The sequence below is a fragment of the Streptomyces sp. MJM8645 genome, assembly GCF_001625365.1.
Lineage (GTDB): Bacteria > Actinomycetota > Actinomycetes > Streptomycetales > Streptomycetaceae > Kitasatospora.
Genome location: NZ_LJJF01000002.1, coordinates 1,406,378 through 1,422,114, shown reverse-complemented (window position 1 = coordinate 1,422,114; position 15,737 = coordinate 1,406,378). Strand labels below are relative to the sequence as shown.

13 protein-coding genes and 1 pseudogene are annotated in these 15,737 nt (G+C 72.0%); 7 read left to right on the top strand and 7 right to left on the bottom strand.

Translation table 11 applies throughout. From position 1 onward, the window contains the following. Positions 1 to 31 precede the first annotated feature (31 nt). The 3 genes and pseudogenes from A6F73_RS36550 to A6F73_RS36540 form a co-directional block, all read right to left on the bottom strand. Positions 32 to 1,078, bottom strand: a complete 1,047-nt coding sequence (locus A6F73_RS36550) for a glycosyltransferase (protein WP_063352615.1) — start codon at positions 1,076 to 1,078, stop codon at positions 32 to 34. Positions 1,079 to 1,574: 496 nt separating this feature from the next. Next, on the bottom strand, positions 1,575 to 2,123 hold the full coding sequence (locus A6F73_RS36545) for a hypothetical protein (RefSeq protein ID WP_244293835.1): 549 nt from the start codon (positions 2,121 to 2,123) through the stop codon (positions 1,575 to 1,577). Between the two features lie 502 nt (positions 2,124 to 2,625). Then, a pseudogene (locus A6F73_RS36540) lies at positions 2,626 to 2,965 on the bottom strand (transposase); the annotation flags it as partial. A 390-nt stretch (positions 2,966 to 3,355) separates the two neighbouring features. Between A6F73_RS36540 and A6F73_RS36535 the strand changes: the two are divergent. The 3 genes from A6F73_RS36535 (at position 3,356) to A6F73_RS36525 (ending at position 5,416) form a co-directional block, all read left to right on the top strand. After that, on the top strand, positions 3,356 to 3,730 hold the full coding sequence (locus tag A6F73_RS36535; RefSeq protein WP_063352612.1) for a hypothetical protein: 375 nt from the start codon (positions 3,356 to 3,358) through the stop codon (positions 3,728 to 3,730). Positions 3,731 to 3,974: 244 nt separating this feature from the next. Further along, positions 3,975 to 4,460, top strand: a complete 486-nt coding sequence (locus A6F73_RS36530) for a hypothetical protein (protein WP_063352611.1) — start codon at positions 3,975 to 3,977, stop codon at positions 4,458 to 4,460. 362 nt (positions 4,461 to 4,822) lie between these two features. After that, entirely contained in the window at positions 4,823 to 5,416 is a 594-nt protein-coding gene (locus tag A6F73_RS36525) for a DUF4291 domain-containing protein (protein ID WP_063352610.1), read from the top strand. Positions 5,417 to 5,554: 138 nt separating this feature from the next. On the opposite strand, the gene A6F73_RS36520 is transcribed toward A6F73_RS36525, so the two are convergent. Then, the gene (locus A6F73_RS36520; RefSeq protein ID WP_079136574.1) at positions 5,555 to 6,331 is read right to left on the bottom strand and encodes a TetR/AcrR family transcriptional regulator; all 777 of its coding nucleotides are present in this window, start codon (positions 6,329 to 6,331) and stop codon (positions 5,555 to 5,557) included. A gap of 98 nt (positions 6,332 to 6,429) precedes the next feature. Here A6F73_RS36520 and A6F73_RS36515 point away from each other — a divergent pair, with 98 nt between their 5' ends. Then, positions 6,430 to 7,293: an NAD(P)H-binding protein gene (locus tag A6F73_RS36515; RefSeq protein WP_063352609.1), complete on the top strand. Its 864-nt coding sequence runs from the start codon at positions 6,430 to 6,432 to the stop codon at positions 7,291 to 7,293. A 251-nt stretch (positions 7,294 to 7,544) separates the two neighbouring features. On the opposite strand, the gene A6F73_RS36510 is transcribed toward A6F73_RS36515, so the two are convergent. From A6F73_RS36510 to A6F73_RS36500, 3 genes are all read right to left on the bottom strand, one after another. Beyond that, positions 7,545 to 10,220 (bottom strand): MXAN_6230/SCO0854 family RING domain-containing protein, encoded by a 2,676-nt coding sequence (locus tag A6F73_RS36510; RefSeq protein WP_244293834.1) that lies wholly within the window; start codon positions 10,218 to 10,220, stop codon positions 7,545 to 7,547. 152 nt (positions 10,221 to 10,372) lie between these two features. Then, the gene (locus A6F73_RS36505) at positions 10,373 to 10,612 is read right to left on the bottom strand and encodes a hypothetical protein (protein ID WP_063352608.1); all 240 of its coding nucleotides are present in this window, start codon (positions 10,610 to 10,612) and stop codon (positions 10,373 to 10,375) included. 257 nt (positions 10,613 to 10,869) lie between these two features. Further along, entirely contained in the window at positions 10,870 to 11,235 is a 366-nt protein-coding gene (locus A6F73_RS36500) for a hypothetical protein (protein WP_063352607.1), read from the bottom strand. A 317-nt stretch (positions 11,236 to 11,552) separates the two neighbouring features. Between A6F73_RS36500 and A6F73_RS36495 the strand changes: the two genes are divergently transcribed. The 3 genes from A6F73_RS36495 to A6F73_RS36485 all read left to right on the top strand — a co-directional run bounded on the left by A6F73_RS36495 (position 11,553) and on the right by A6F73_RS36485 (position 15,687). Next, positions 11,553 to 12,026, top strand: coding sequence for a hypothetical protein (locus tag A6F73_RS36495; protein ID WP_159398728.1), 474 nt, complete (start codon positions 11,553 to 11,555; stop codon positions 12,024 to 12,026). A gap of 258 nt (positions 12,027 to 12,284) precedes the next feature. Beyond that, positions 12,285 to 15,053, top strand: a complete 2,769-nt coding sequence (locus tag A6F73_RS36490; RefSeq protein ID WP_244293833.1) for a SpaA isopeptide-forming pilin-related protein — start codon at positions 12,285 to 12,287, stop codon at positions 15,051 to 15,053. Between the two features lie 136 nt (positions 15,054 to 15,189). Then, positions 15,190 to 15,687 (top strand): helix-turn-helix transcriptional regulator, encoded by a 498-nt coding sequence (locus tag A6F73_RS36485; protein WP_063352605.1) that lies wholly within the window; start codon positions 15,190 to 15,192, stop codon positions 15,685 to 15,687. Positions 15,688 to 15,737 lie beyond the last annotated feature (50 nt).

Sequence of the window (15,737 nt, the reverse complement as noted above, 5' to 3'; positions counted from 1 at the left end):
CCGGCGGGAACGGAGCAGTCCGGCTGGAGCACTACGAAGCGGCCGGTGGTTCCACCCGGGCGTGCGTCTCCGGCGGCACCGGGAAGCGCCTCAACAACTCCTCCATCCAGGCGGCCGGATGGGTGGCCGTCGCCGCGCCGCCGGGGAGGGCCCGCGCTTGGCGGATGCCCTCGGTCAGCGCCTCGACGGCGGCCTGGGTGGTATACCGGTCGGCAACCCACTGACGGCCCGCCCGCCGCACCTCCTCCTGGCCGGGCAGGTCGAGCAGCTCAAGGGCCTTGTCCGCCAGCCGGTCCGTTTCGAGCTCCGGGATCCGCCACGCGGACGGCGAGTCGAACAGTTCCGCTCCGCCGCCAGCGGCGTAACCGGTCACCAGGCAGCCGCTGGCCATCGCCTCGGCCAGCGGCAATCCGAAGCCCTCGCCCTCGGGCGCTCCCAACGCGATGAACACCGACGTGTCGGACAGGACGCGAGCGACCTCCTCGTGGGGGACCGCGTGGATGTCGTACAGGTCCACACCCTCGGACCGCGGGTCGGCGTGCAGCAGACGGCGGAGCAGCGTGGTTTCGATCGGGCGCTTGCGGGACATCCACGCGATGCGCCGAACCCGCTCGGTCGATGCCGGCCGGAACAACTCGGTGTCAATGACGTTCGGCACCAGGTGCGGTTCGAACTCGGGCAGGGCGCGGCGGAACATGTCGACGCCCGCCTTCGAGATCGTCCACAGAGCCGGCCGGTCCGACCAGCCCGGATACGGGCCGGGGTCGGGGCAGGTCAGGAAGTTGACGTAGTGCCCCTGCGAGTAGATCACCTTGTGGCCGCCGGGCGCCGGGTCGTGCCCCGGGACGACGCTGACCTCGTGCAGCACGAGCACGTCCTCGGGCCCGAGGTCCAAGGTCATGCCGGACAGCGTCGGCACGTCGTCGTCGAACCACGTGTAGCGGAATCCCGGCGTGGGCGTCCAGCGAAACGCCTCGACGCCGACGGCCCGCAGCAGCGCGACCTGCTGGTTCAGCACCCGAATGCCGCCCAGCGGGAACTGGAACTCGAACGACGCGTAGATGACTCGGCCGGTCACCGTACCTCCCGGAGAAACAACGATCGGTGGGACCAGAGCATGGGGGTTACGGGCGTGGGTGGTTGGGCCAGGGAGGCGGCGTCACCCTCCCGGGGCCGTGGAGCAACGTCCGTGCGCAGCGGCTGGCCCTGGCCCGTACTCATACGCTCAGGGTGGCAGCAATGCCCCCGCGTGTCACCGCCCCGACGCGGTCGGGGGACGTCGCACCGCTACCGGGTTGTCGGCCCGATGTTGTTCCCTGATGGGTCTGGAGCGGTGGTTGTAAGTCCTGGTGTGTGAGATATGCGGATGGGGCGGGCTGACCGCCGCGGGACGTGAGCGCCGGCAACTGGCGCCGGCTCCCGGTCCCCGACGGACGCGGCCTGGTCGAATGCGTCGCGGAATGCCCCGGCCATCGCCCGCCATGCGCTCGTTGATCAGTGCCGCGAGCAGCATGGAAAGAGCGCCCCAGACCGAACGGGTCCGGGGCGCTCGGGCGCCGGGCGTCAGCTACTGATCACGGGTAGACGGTCTTCGTGAGGTTCCGAGCGTACCCGCCCCACAGCGCAGTTGCCCCACCAAATGACACTGTCGCCTTCGCGACCACGCTCGGCTCACCCCACGAGAGAATCCCGAGGCGCAGCTCGTTGTCGATGATGTAAACCGCGAACTTGATGTACCTGTTCTCCCCTTCCGGATGACCCTTCAGGGACTTGAGAATGTAGTAGTTCGAGCCGATTTCTGTAACCTGCACCGGGGCATTCCCCGGCATGAGCGAGCACGTCTGGTTCACCTTCAGCACGTCTCCGCACCCACTGAAAGGGAAGTAGTCGGAGAAGTGGGTGACGGCGAGCTGGAAGACTCCGTTCTTGACGGCCCCGCCAGCGGGAGTGTCAGCCAGAGGGAAGATCCCGAACTCGCATCGGTACTGATAGTTCGAGCTGGTGTCGACCTCCGCCGAGCACCGCTCTGAAGCCGGTGACGCAACGGAGGGCGTGGCAGCTGCGGTCAAGCCGAGCACGACCGTGACGAGAAGTGCGAAAAGCCTTAGAGCCAGGCGCTTCACATCATCCCCCTTCAAGTCAGTAAGTCAGTCGATGATTTCGATTGATCCTTGCCGGATAGACCGGTCAGCGAACCATACAACTCTCAACATGGACAGGTCACTTCATATTCAGTCACACATGCAGAATCTTTGAAGAGTTGAAAGTTTGCAGGTCAAGCCATCTTCATGTGAAACCAAAGAATCAGTAACGCCCCATACATCACGATTGTCGACAGATGATTCCGGCCAACATTGAGGCCGCCTGGCACGATCTGCTTCGGCGGGTCAAAATACGACGCCATTCTCCGCATCAACCCCACCGCACCCCGCGGTACGCAGCGCCAACCTGACCAGTCAACGGGCCCCGTCTATCACTCGGGCTCGCCTTCGCACGAACCGTGGGGAATCGCATCTGATGCACGTGCGACCCTCCTCGACCTGTGCGCACAGACGCATCCGGCCGTCCTTCAACGCCTCCTCTGCGTCCGATCGTTCGCGGCCGAGCGTTACTGACCTCGGCTTGTCAGGGTGATGTTGAGGCGTCGAGGGTCAGGCCGGTGCCGGCTATGAAGCCGTCGAGGGTGTCGGGCCGGTATTGGAGGCGCTTGAGCCGGTTGCGGACAATGGCCTCCAGGTGGTCGAGGGCCATGACGGCGAGGTTGGCGAGGCTGCGCTTGACGTGTGCCCAGACCCACTCCACGGGGTTGGGATCGGGCGAGTAGGCGGGAGGCAGGAGGCAGGAGGCAGGAGGCAGGAGGCAGGAGGCAGGAGGCAGGAGGCAGGAACACCGTCAGCCAGGCACGCTCGGCGATCAACTCGCGCATGGCGGAGGAGACGTGAGTGTTCAGGCGATCCCAGACCAGCCCCGCCCTCCCGCCACAGCTGGTACCACTGGTAGGCCGACTTCGGGCTCACCCGCAGTCGTCGCACGACTCCGACGGCTCGGCGATGGCTGGACCACCGAGCGCTGCCGCGCACCGAGGCGCACCGCCACCGGCCCCCGAGGCCTGACCACGACCGTCACCGAGAACGTCATCGCCCTGCGCCGGACGGCCTGAACCCCCGGCCGCCTCCACCCCGCTCGGAGCGTTGCTCGGGCCCGGGGCGGTACGGGGGGCGCAACAGAAAGGGGGAAGGGAGACGGCGGAGGCCCTGTCACCGGGGGCCGTACGCCGTGCAGCGACCGCGGATAATGGCCGTGGCCGCGGGCCGGCGGCGCCGGCGGCCTCGATCGATGGAGAGGCAGAGGACGGATGACCCTGAAGGAAGGCCGGCGCGTCAGGTTGGCCGAGGATCTCGGGATCGGTGAGGCGGTCGCCGGGGAGCCCGGGGCCGTCGTCGGGTTCCTCTCGCTGGGATCCGGGATGGAGGGCACCGTCGAGCGGGTGGACGGGGAACTCCCGGAGAGCCATGAGGTCCGCGAGTACCAGCGGCTCAAAGCGCTGTTCGAGGACTACGGGCACACCATGCCGGTGGCGAGCCGCGAGCGCCTGGAGGCGGAGATCGCCGTGCTGGAGCCGCAGTGGACCGCGCACCGGGAACGGGGGAGCCGGGTGACGGTCCGGGTCCGGCTGGACAACGGCTTCGTCCTCGACGGGGCGGACCAGGACATCCTCACTCCACTGTGAGGGAGGACGTCCCGCAGCGGCGACAGTCCCGGCACTCGACTCCCGGGCCTTCGGCGGGACGGGCGGCCGCCCGGGTGCTCGTACACCACGCCAACTGACAAACGATGGACGGGCGTTGCGAACGGCGCGGTGAACGGCGCGGGCCGCACCGTCCATCGTTTGTCTGTCGGCGCGGCGCATCGTTCATCACGGCGCGGGACACAGCCCGCGCCACCCACCGAAGGCACACGGAATCGAGGGAACCATGCGTACCTCCGCACGCTTCGCGGCGTTGGCTGCGGTAAGCGCCATCGGGCTCGGCACCATCGCCACCGGCACCGCCCAGGCCGCCCCGGCCACCTCCCAGGCCACCGTCCAGGCGGCCCGGAGCACCACGGTCCACCTGCACAACGGAACCGGCTGCTCGCTCTACCGGACCAGCTACGCTCTGGCCCACGGCATCTGGACGCAGGGCCAGGAGCCGCCGCAGATCCTGGGGAACACCGGCGACGCCACCTTCCAGTCGGAGAGCAACGGGTTCCTGACCGGCACCGAGGGCTGGGCGACGTTCAGCACCTACGGCTGCGAGGAAGGCTGGCGCAACAACAACACCGTCCAGCTGCACTGGGCCAACCCCTACGCCGGCTCCAACAGCTACGACGAGAACGGCACCAGCAGCGTCTTCCGCACCACCCGTGAGAGCGGCTCCGGCGACAACGCCGACGTCTACTGGGGCGTGTGGAAGAACTGATCCCGGCCATCGGGCACCGCCAGGGTCGGGCAAGCGCCGCCAGATAGTCCAGGATCTGTCCGGCCACCACCCCCCGGCGCCTGCGTCGGGTGATGCGGCGCCTGTACCGCCGCACCGCTCGCCGCACGCCACCGCATGAAAAGCACGAAAAGCATGAAAAAACGGTGCCCCGCCACTGGGTGCCGAACGGCCCGGGCCGTTCGGCACCCGCCGGCCAGCACCGCCGGGAAGCGGAGGGACCCGGGAACACCTCCACCACGTGCTCACCGCAGTTGCCGCAGCAACCGCCGAGCACCCCACCAGCCCCCTCCGGCCCGGTAATTCGATGGCGCGATGCGCGCCGAACCCCGACCCTGGTCACCGTGCCAGAACCCAAGCATCGGATCCGCGCCCTCCACACGGCCACCACGGTGACCGTGTACCAGGCGTACGCTCCGGAGATCGGCCTGCCCGCCGCACAGGACGGCCACTTCCCGGTTGCCTGGAAGAGGGACCGAATGACGTGGATCAAACCATCGTTCCTGTGGATGATGTACCGCTGCGGCTGGGCGGGCAAAGAGGGCCAGGAGACCGTCCTCGCGATCGAGATCACCCGTGAGGGCTTCGAATGGGCCCTGGCAAACGCCTGCCTGGCCCACTACGAACACGGGCTGCACCCTGACCGCGCCACCTGGAAGCGCCAGCTGAAGCGGGCCCCGGCCCGGGTGCAGTGGGATCCCGAACGCGATCTGCACCTTCAGCCGCTCCCCCACCGTTCCCTTCAACTCGGCCTCGCCGGCGAGGCTGCCGAGCGCTACGCGGAGCAGTGGATCGTCTCGATCGACGACGTCACCGCACTCGCGCACACGATCCAGGCTCAGGTGAGGGACGGTGCTCTGGAGGCCGCCCGGCAGCTCCTTCCCGCCGAGCGCCCCTATCCGATGGACGACGCGCTGCTGAACCACCTGCGCGGCTGAGCCGGTCCCGAGCGCTCGGGGCCGCGGGCTGCTCGTTCCGTCGCCGTCCGCCAGGGCGGCTCACGACGGTCCGAGGCGTGGTGCGCCATCAGGTGACACCGGGGCCGGGGTGGCGTCGCCCGTTTCAGCCGCCGGTGATCAGCCGTCGGCGGCGAGGCGGTTCAGCCACTCCCCCAGCAGATGCTGCTCGGCGCTGCTGAGCTTCGTCTGTTCGGGCAGCGCGGCGCGCAGGGCGCGGGCGGCACCGGCCGGGCCCGGTTCCTTCACGGCCGGCTGCCGGTTGGTGACGGCGGCGACCATGCACTCCCGAAGGGTGGTCAACAGGGCCGGGTCGCGCCGGTCCTGGGGCAGGGACAGCCAGGTGAGCACGGCGCCGCGCGCCGTGGCGTGGATGATCTGGGCTGCGAGTTCCTCGTCGACGCGGAGCCAGCCGCCGGCGGCGAGGCGCCGGATGCGGCCCATCAGGATCTCCATGCCGGCCTTGAAGGCGGCCGAGGTGGTCCCGGTGGGTTCGGTGTACATCAGGGTGTACAGCGCGGGGTTGGCCAGGCCGAACTCGACCGCGACGTCCCAGCCGGCTCTCAGGTCCTCGATCGGGTCCCGGGGGCCGGGGTCGACGTGCTTGGTGGCGAGGAACGCGGCGAAGCCGTGCTCGGCCACGGCGTCGAGCAGCCCGTCCTTGTCGCCGAACAGCCGGTAGATGGCCGGCGGCTGCAGGCCCGCCGCATCGGCGACGGCGCGGGTGGTGACCGCGTCGCGGCCTCCGCGCGTCAGCAGGCCGATGGCGGCCTCGATGACCCGCTGCCTGGTCTGCTCCCGGGCCGGGGACGCGGAGTCGGACCTGACGGCCGTGGCGGACTCGATGGCGGACGCGGTGCCGGTGGCGCCGTCCCGGCCGCGTGAAGGCGATGGCATGAATCAACGATACCGCACCGCTGGTTCCATCGTTATTATCGGTGATACCTTAAAAGTGTTTCCACTGGAACCACCTCGTCGCGACACGGGAGCACATCATGATCATCGTGACCGGAGCCACCGGACAGCTGGGGCGTCAGATCGTCGAGAGGCTGCTGACGCGCGTACCGGCGGCCCGCATCGGCGTCAGCGTCCGCGACCCGCAGAAGGCGCAGAACCTCGCCGACCAAGGGGTACGGGTACGCCAGGGCAGCTTCACCGACGCCGCCGGCCTCGCGCACGCCTTCGAGGGCGCCTCGCAGGTGCTCGTCGTCTCCGTCGACAAGATGGGCGAGGAGTGCGTCAGGCAGCATCGCACCGCGATCGAAGCGGCCGTCACGGCGGGCGCCCGTCGCATCCTCTACACCAGCCAGATGGGGGCCGGCGCGACGTCGCGCTTCCAGGCCTGCCGCGACCACGCCGCCACCGAAGAGGCCCTGCGCACCTGCGGCGTGCCGTTCACCTCGCTGCGCAACGGCTTCCACGCCACCAGCGCGGCACACTTCCTCGGCAACGCGGCACGCTCCGGCCGGCTCGCGCTCCCCGCGGACGGGCCGGTCGCCTGGACCGCGCACGCCGACCTCGCGGACGCGGCCGCCGCCATCCTCGCCGACGAGGGCCGCTTCGACGGCCCCACGCCGCCGCTCACGGGCCGACAGGCACTCACCTTCGACGACGTCGCCGCCCTCGCCACCGAGCTCACCGGCCGCACCGTCACGCGGACCATCGCCCCCGACGACCAGTTCCGCACGCAGCTGACCGGCCAAGGCGTCCCCGCGGAAACCGCCGACCAGCTGCTCGGCATCTTCGCCGCCAGCCGCGCCGGCGAGTTCGCCACCACCGACCCCACCCTGGCCGCCCTGCTCGGCCGCGAGCCCGTCACCCTGCGCACGGTGCTGCGCGAACAGCTGTCCGAAAGCTGATCCACAGCGAGCGGCCGGGTGCCGGATGCCGATGCCCGGTCCCGGGCCGCTCGGCGCGCTCGGCTGGACCAGCCCCAGGAGCACGCCGACGGAGAACGACGGCGTGCTCCCGTGACTGAGATGCTGCCACGCCCGCTGGTGGCCGGGCCCACGACTCCGTGGTGCCTCGCCAACGGGCCGGACGGCCCCGGACGGTGTCCGTGCGGTGTGCTGGCGGACGAGCGTCCTGCTGACCCTGCCGCCCACGGCCGTCAGGCCCGCGGCGCCAGCCCCGCCACCAGGTCTCCCGCCGTCAGCCGCTCCAGTTCCTCGGCCGCGGCGTCCACCGGCCCCGGGTAGAGCCGGTACAGCGCCCCGGACAGCTTCTCCGGCGCCGGCACGTCCCCGTCCACCAGCGCGACGAACGCCCGCCGCCCGTCCGGAAGTGCGGCCGAACCGGCGCCGTCCTCGTCCCGCAGCGCCCGCAGCCGCGCCGCGAACGCCCCGACGCCCTCACCGTCTCGACGCTGCCACCGCCGCACGGCGCCGCCATCGCGACGGCGCACGTGCACCTCGTCGCTGCCCGCCGCCGCCCGGGCGCAGGCGACGTCCCACAGGGTGGCCCGGTTCTCCGGGCCGAAGTGGGCGAGCACGTCCCGGCTGAGCGCGCCGACCTCGGCCTGGTGCCGGTAGACGCTGTGGTAGCCGCCGTCGGCGCCGGTGTTGAGGTCGGTCCAGGTGTACCGTCGCTCCGCCAGGTCGACGATCATCGGCACGGACACCTTGGCCTCCCCGACCAGGTCCAGCCGCTGGCGGACCGTCCTCGGGTGGTAGTGCGTGCCGCCGGACGGCGTCGCGCCGAGGTCCATGAAGCCGGCGAAGGCCTCGGTCAGCTCCTCGAAGGCGACGTCGTTGTAGCTGAAAACGATCACCACGGCGTACCGGGAGCCGCCCGCCGCGAGCCGGGCGAAGTCCAGGTCGACGAACTCCGTCGCGCCGTTCGGCGGCGGCGCGGACACGTAGTCGCCCGAGTGCACGGCGGCCCGGTCGCCGTGCACCAGGTTGGTGTAGTCGCACAGCCCGCTGAACCGCCACTGCTCGTCGTACAGCGCGACCGAGAGATCGAGGTCCACGCGCAGGTGCTCCGGCTGCATCCAGTGCACGAACAGCCGCAGCCGGTCGCCCTGCGGCAGCCGCAGCCGGCTGCCGCGCGGCACGCAGACCAGGGTCTTGGCGGCGGCCCGCTCGGCGAACGGCGCGACCAGGTCGACCAGCCCCTCGTCCAGCAGCGCCAGGTCATAACGTTCTCCGCCGCTGCGCCGCAACAGCTCCGCCTCGATCAACCCGCAGACCGGGGCGCCGAGTTCGGCGGGCACCACGGTGCCGTGGTCCTCCCGGGAGTGCGCGAGCGAGACCGTGCCCCGGGGGAAGTACAGCCGCCGCTCACCCGCGCTGCGGGCCCCACGCAGCCGCCCGTACGCACCGAGCAGCGGCCCGGGGGCGACCCGTTCGAGCGCGGCCCCGACCGTCTCCAGCAGCTCCGGCGGCAGCACGGCACCGGGCGCGACGGTGGCGTGCACCCGCAGCACGTGGTGCAGCCGGCGGACCAGCTCGCCGGGCCGTCCGGCCAGGACCCGCACCGCGCCGACGGCGTCCCCGGCCGCCAGAAGGCTCTCGACCCGCCCGGCAAAGCCGGTGAAGGCGAGCCTGACGCGCTCCCGGCCCGGCTCCCCGCCGGTGACCACCCGCAGCGGCGCGGGCGGCTCGGCGAACTCCCGGCCCACCTCGTGGGTGCGCAGGTCCGTCTCCCGCAGCAGCACGAACGCGGCCGTCACCCCAGGAAAGCGCCGCCGGTGCTCGTACGGGTGCAGCAGTTCGCCCGCGCGCAACCAGGCCGACCGGTGCCGGCGCAGGTCCTCGGCGAGGGCGACGGCGGAGAGGCCCTCCAGGATCTCCAGCAGCCCCTTGCGCAGCGGCCGTGGGAGATTGCGCAGCCGCAGGCGCCGCGCGGTGCCGGGCAGCAGGTCGGGTACGGCGCCGGACCGGGCCCAGAGCAACCGCAGCACATCGGTGGCGGTGTCGATCCGCTCGGCCAGGACGGGCAGGGCGGCCGCGCCTTCGCGCTCCAGCAGAGCGGCGAGCACGGTGGCCTTGGTCTCGCGCAGCGGGATCCGCTCGGGCAGGCGCTGCGCCAGGTCCGCCGGCGCATGGGCGAGCAGCGCGGCGAGGTCGTCCCGGTCCTGCGGGGAGAGCGGGGTGCGACGGGCCAGCAGCCGGTCGAATTCGCCCATCGCAGCGGTGACTTGGTCGGCGCTGATCAGCCGCAGCGGGCGCAGGGCCTGCTGCCCGCCGAACTCCTCGGCCGCCTTGCGCCCGGCCGGGTTGTCCTCGCCGAGGTAGGTGCCGGCGTCCAGCGGGGTGCCGCAGAGCGGGCACCGGGTGCCCCGGCCCGCGGCGAGCAGGCCGTCGTGGCAGGGCGCGCAGAGCAGGTGCGCGCAGGGCGCGAGCGCGCCGATGCCGGCCTCGGCACCGCGCCGACCGCAGTGCGCGCACGGCTGGCGGGGCTGGTTGAGCAGGAACGCCCTGATCTGCCGGGTGTAGAGGACGTGCGCGTGGTCGGGCACGGCGTCCGGGAAGCGGCGAAACAACGGGAGGTGCTCGCGGTCCGCGCCGAGCAGATGGTCGATCTTGGCGAGCAGCCCGTCGCCCAGCTCGGCGAGCCGGACCGGCGCCAACCGGGCCAGGGTGTTGCGCAGTCCGGTGGTCAGCACGTAGCCGCGCCGGACCAGGTCGGCGTCGAGGGCCACCAGCCCCTGGGTGCTCCATGGGTCGGCGGAGGGCAGCAGTTCGCCGGGGGCCGCACAGACGGCGCCGCGCCGGCGGAGCAGGAAAGAACCGAGATCGAGATCGATGGCGACATCGAAGGGAGCCGTGATGGCTCGGGGCATGCGGAGAGATCCCCCCACGGAGGCGGAAAGAAGAAGGGGGCGGAGAGGGGACGCGCTACAGGTGTCGAGGAGGAGTGGAGAAGGAAGCGCGTCGCGGAGCCGCCGACGTGTTCACCGTAGCCGGGCTCTCCCCCGCTGCCCACCGATTATTTTCAGCCGCTCCGGAGCAGGAAGTCGGACCAGTCGTGGGCGGCGTCCGCCAGGTCGCCGGACTCCGCCCAGTCCTGCACCGGGTCCGTCACGCGGCGGAGCTTCTGCTGGGCCTGCGGGTCGCGGAGCACCGGCAGGCTGACGGAGCGGATCGGCTCGTCCTGCGCGACATCGGCGGCAACCAGGGTCGCGGCGCCTACGGCGGCCAGGGCCAGGAACAGCGCGAGACGGGAGCTTCGCATGATCGGTTCCTCCAGTGGGTTGACGGGCCGACACCCAGCGCAGGGACCGATCGGCGGCTCACCCGGCCACAAGGCGCGCACCTGGCCGCGGCGGGCGCGCACAAGGAACAGCGCGCCCCGAGCAGAATCGGTCCGACGGCCCTCGGGCACCGTCCGGGACCACCTCCCGGACGGCGGACCGGACGACGGACCGGACGGCCGGGCACCCCGCTCCCGAGGGAGGGCTGCGGGTGTGCCGGCCTACCGAAGTCGCCCGGTCAGGAGACGCGCTTCAGCTGCCAGGCGTTGTTGTTGAAGCTCGGGTTCGACCAGGCGACGCAGCTGCTGGTGTAGTACGAGCCGGTCTGGACCCAGCCCGCCGGCGGGTAGGTGGTGGAGCAGGCCTGGACCACGGTGCCGACGGGCAGTCCGGTGAGCTGCTTTATCTGCTTGATGTTCGGGCTGAAGCTCTGCGTGCCGCAACTGCTGCTGTAGCCCCAGCTCACGTCGACGAAGCCGGCCGGGGTCAGAACGCTTCCGCACGAGGTCGTGACGTCGCCCGGGGCGGCCTGCGCGGGCGCGGCGGCCAGGGCGAACATCGCCGCGGCGCCGGCGATGGTCATACAGGTGCGAAGACGGATCATGGGTGAGGGCTCCTTCTGATCGCGGGTGGGTGGCCGGTCAGGCCGTGGAGCCATTCCTACGGTTTGATCACCGGCTTCGGATAGCGACTTTCAGGCCTAATGGCCCCCCGGGCAGGACGGCGGCCGGGTACCGGAACGACGGCGAGGCACCCGCCTCTTCGGCAGTGGGCTGCGGGAACGCCACGGCGCCCCGCCCGCTGTGCGGACCTGCGCCGACCTGTGCGGAATGAGTAGCCGTACTCATGCGGTGGTCAGGCCGCATCGGTGAGGCTCGATCCGTCCCCACCACAGGCCTCTTCCGTCCGGAGTGACCCGTCATGCCTGCACCACGCACACCCCCCGCCCGTCGACTCCTGCCCGCTCGGCTGATGCTGGCCGGGGCGTGGCTCTGGGGCGCCGCGCCCTGCTACGTACTGGCTCTGCGCCCCTCTCCGGGCAGCCCGCTGCCGCCCCGGGACCAGTGGGGCGCCGCCGAGGAGGAGACATCCCAGCTCAACGGCCTCGTCGAGGGGTTCACCGGCTTCCTGATCCTCGTCGCGGCCGCGGTGGCGGTCTGGTCGTGGGTCTGTGCGGCACGCCACCTGCGGCGGGGGTCGAAGTACGCGCCGGTGCTCGTCCTCGCCACCGCGCTGGGCAGCGCCCTCCTGGCCGTCGCCGGCACGAGGCGGATCTTCCACGGCCTGCTCGGCGCGCCGGCTCTCGGCGCCCTCGTCCCCCTCCTGGCCCTGAGCGTGGCCGCCCTGCCGGTCACGCGCACGGCCTGGTCGCGGCGCCTCCCCGCCGCGGGCTGAGGCACCACCTCGACCGCCGGGTCCTCGGGCTCACGGCGCTGGGAGAGCCCTTCCGAGGGGGCGTCGGGATTTCTCCTGCGGTATGCGAACTTGTGCGGTCGTATCCGAACTTGATGCGATTTCCTGCCCTTCATCTGTCACACACACCAGTGAATGCGCCCCGAAACCAGGACGTGGACGACCGGTTGTCGCTCTTCTGGGGGTCCTGTCCGGATCGGGCAGATGTCCGCCGACCATGAGAGTGGGGATCAGGTGGGGATGAGAAGGAGAAGGAAGGGTGTCGCGCGGGCCGCGGTGCTCGCCGCCGCGCTGTGCGGGGGCGGGGCGCTGACGGCGCCGGCGGCGTTCTCGCAGACGGAGGACGGGACGGTGACGGTCCGGGTGATCCGGGCCGTGGACTCCTCCGGGGTGTGGACGCCCGCGCTGGAGCCGGGGCTGGCGGGCGTGAAGGTGACGCTCACCGGCGAGGAGCGGGCCCGCGTCGAGGGCACCACCGGGGCCGACGGGACGGTCACGCTGGCGCCGCCGCGGAGCCGGGAGCACGGCGGAACGTACCGGGTGCAGGTGGTGAATCCGAGGCCGGGCGTGCTGTTCCCGGCGTTCGCCTCCCGGCAGGGGCTGGACGGCGCGCCGAACCAGCTGAGCTCCAACGAGGAGTTCGTCGACCTCTCCGGCGGCAAGAACGTCTCGTACACCACCGGGCTGTGGTACCCGGGGGACTACTGCCAGCAGAACGCGCCGCTGGTGACGACCTGCCAGAACACCACCTTGGGAGGCGGCGCGCAGCGCACGCTGGTGTCGTTCCCGTACCGCGCGCGCGGCCAGGACGGCGTGGACGTCAACGTCACGAACCTCGCCACCGATGCGCAGACGGGCACGCTCTACGGCATCGCGTGGAACAAGGCCGACCGGCGGGTGTTCTCCTCGGCGTCGGCCAAGCGCACCACGGACTACGGTCCGGGCGGCGCCGGCGGCATCTACGTGACCGACCCGGCGCAGGGGCGGACCACGCTGTTCACCACCGTCCCGGACGCCGGCGGCACGGCGCACGGGCCGGGGACGGACGACGCGTTCCTCGTCGCGCCGGGCAAGGAGAGCCTCGGCGGGCTGAAGGTGACGAACGACGGCCAGGACCTGTTCGTCGTCAACCTCAACACCCGCACGCTGTACCGCTACGACGCGACCGCGCCGACGGCCGCGCAGCCGAGGGGCGTCTACCCGATCCCGGACCCGGGCTGCGCCTCGGCCGGGGACTGGCGGCCGTTCGGCCTGGGCCTCCAGGACGGCGTCGGCTACCTCGGCGGTGTCTGTTCGGGCGAGTCGACGGGCAAGGCCTCGGACCTGCGGGCGGTCGTGCTGCCCTTCGACCTGGCCACCGGCCGGTTCCGCACGGCCGTGCTGGACCAGCCGTTGGACTACCCGCGCCAGTCGACCGTCGGCTCGGGCCCGTGCGACGGCGCGGGCTGGTTCCCGTGGACGAACACCTACCCGACCACGCAGAACGGCCAGACCTGCGCCGGTTTCCGCGCCCAGCCGGAGCCGGAGCTGGGCGAGGTCGGCTTCGAGACGGACGGCTCGATGCTGCTGGCCTTCCGCGACCGCATGGCCGACCGGGCGACGGGCCAGTCGGGGTCGGGCGCAGCGGTGGGCGAGGTGCTGTCGGGCGGTGACCTGAACAAGGCCTGCCTGAGCGGCGGCACCTACGTGCTGGACGCCAACACCGGCTGCGGGCTCTCGCCCCGGGGCGCCCGCTTCTTCGACACCAGCCGGATGGGCGTCCACCACAACGCGGCCTACGCCGGGATGGCGCTGTCCAAGGTCGAGAACACCATCGGGACCTCCGGGTTCGACCCCAACAGCACGGCCTTCGGCTACGGCACGTCGTTCGTCCAGCGCGACGGCAAGCAGGACCCGGCGTTCGGCCTGCGGCTCAACCCGGCGAACGTGCCCGCGCCGTTCGGCAAGGGCGCCTCGATGGGCGACCTGGAGGTGCTCTGCGACCAGGCGCCGCTGCAGATCGGCAACCGGGTCTGGTACGACACCGAGCACAAGGGCATCCAAAAGCCGGGCCAGCGCCCGGTGGAGGGCGCCACCGTCCACCTGTACGACGGGCCGGGGAAGCTCGTCGGCACGGCGCGGACGACGGCGCGCGGCGAGTACTACTTCGACGACTCGAACGTGGACGGCGGGCTCAAGCCGCACACCAAGTACACGATCCGGCTGGACAACCCCGCCGACTTCGCCCAGGGCGGCCCGCTGTACCAGTGGGTGCCCACCCGGCACGACGTCGGCGACAACCCGTTCATCAACTCCAAGGGCGTCGTCCCGCCGGGCGCAACGTACGCCGAGCGGGAACTGACCACCGGCGGGCCGGGCCAGGACGACCACACCTTCGACTTCGGCTTCCGACCGCAGGAGGGCACGCTGACCCTGGTCAAGCACGACCAGGACGGCAAACCGCTGGCCGGGGCGACGTTCCAGCTGTGGCGCTGGAACGGCGGGCCCAGCTGGCCGCAGACCACCGGCGGGCACAAGGACTCGCCGGTCGGCGATCCCTGCGTCACCGGGGCGGACGGCATCTGCCGGATCGTCGTCGGGCCGGGAACGTACTACTGGGTGGAGGTGAGCCCGCCCGACGGCTACGCGGCGCCGGCCATCGCGGTCTTCGGGCCGCTGGTGCTCACCTGCGAGACCCTGGACGACGGGATCACGGTGACGGTCGTCAACCGGCTGCTCCCGTCGGCCGGTTCGGGCGCGGCCCCGTCGTCGCCGCCGGGTGCGGTCTCGACCCCGGGCCCGTCGCCGGGCCCGTCGTCGTCCTCGGCAGTGGCGGTGGCGGCGGTGGCGTCCCCGCCGCCGTCGCCGAGCGCCGGGCCGTCCTGGCCCGATGAGCGGCCCGGCGGCGCGCTGCCGACCACCGGGGCGGGCAGCGTGCTGCCGCTCGGTGTGACCGGTGCGGCGGCGCTGCTGGGTGCGGGCGGCGTGCTGGTCGTGGTCGCGCGCAGGCGCGGCGCACGGCACGCGTAACGGCACGCGTGGCGGAACCCGGCCGGGCCCGTGGCGAGTTCGACGGCCACGGGCCCGGCCGGGCGGCCCGGACGGCTTCACCCAGGGCAGAACGCCACTCCCTTCCCCCGACGCCCCGGATCCCTAGGCTGGAGGGGTGAGCACTCATGCGCCGAACGAAGCCCGCGTCATCCCCCTGCGCCCGCACACCTCGTCGCCCGGTTCCGGCGGGGCGACCCGCGCCCCGCAGCGGCCGGCGGGAGCGCCACCGGCGCCGGCGCCCGCGCCGAGGGAACCCCTGTGGCGCGACCTCGTCGGCGATGCGATGCGCCGCGAACGGCTCGCCCAGGAAAGGACGTTGAAGGACGTGGCGGAGGCGGCCCGGATCTCGATCCCGTACCTGTCGGAGTTGGAGCGCGGGCGCAAGGAGGCCTCCTCCGAGGTCCTCGCGGCCGCCGCCCGCGCCCTCGGACTCGGCCTCGCCGACCTGCTCTCGCTCGCCCAGGACGAGCTGACCCGACACACCCGGAGCCAGACGGGCCGAGGCCTGGTGGGCCGGAGCGGGGTGGGCCGCAGTCAGGTGGGCCAAAGCCGGTTGGACCGGGGCCGCACGTCGCCCACGGGGCAGTACGACGGGCTCTGCCTCGCCGCCTGACCTGGCCTGACCCGGCCGACGGCCGGTACGACGGTGGTGCACCCCGCCGT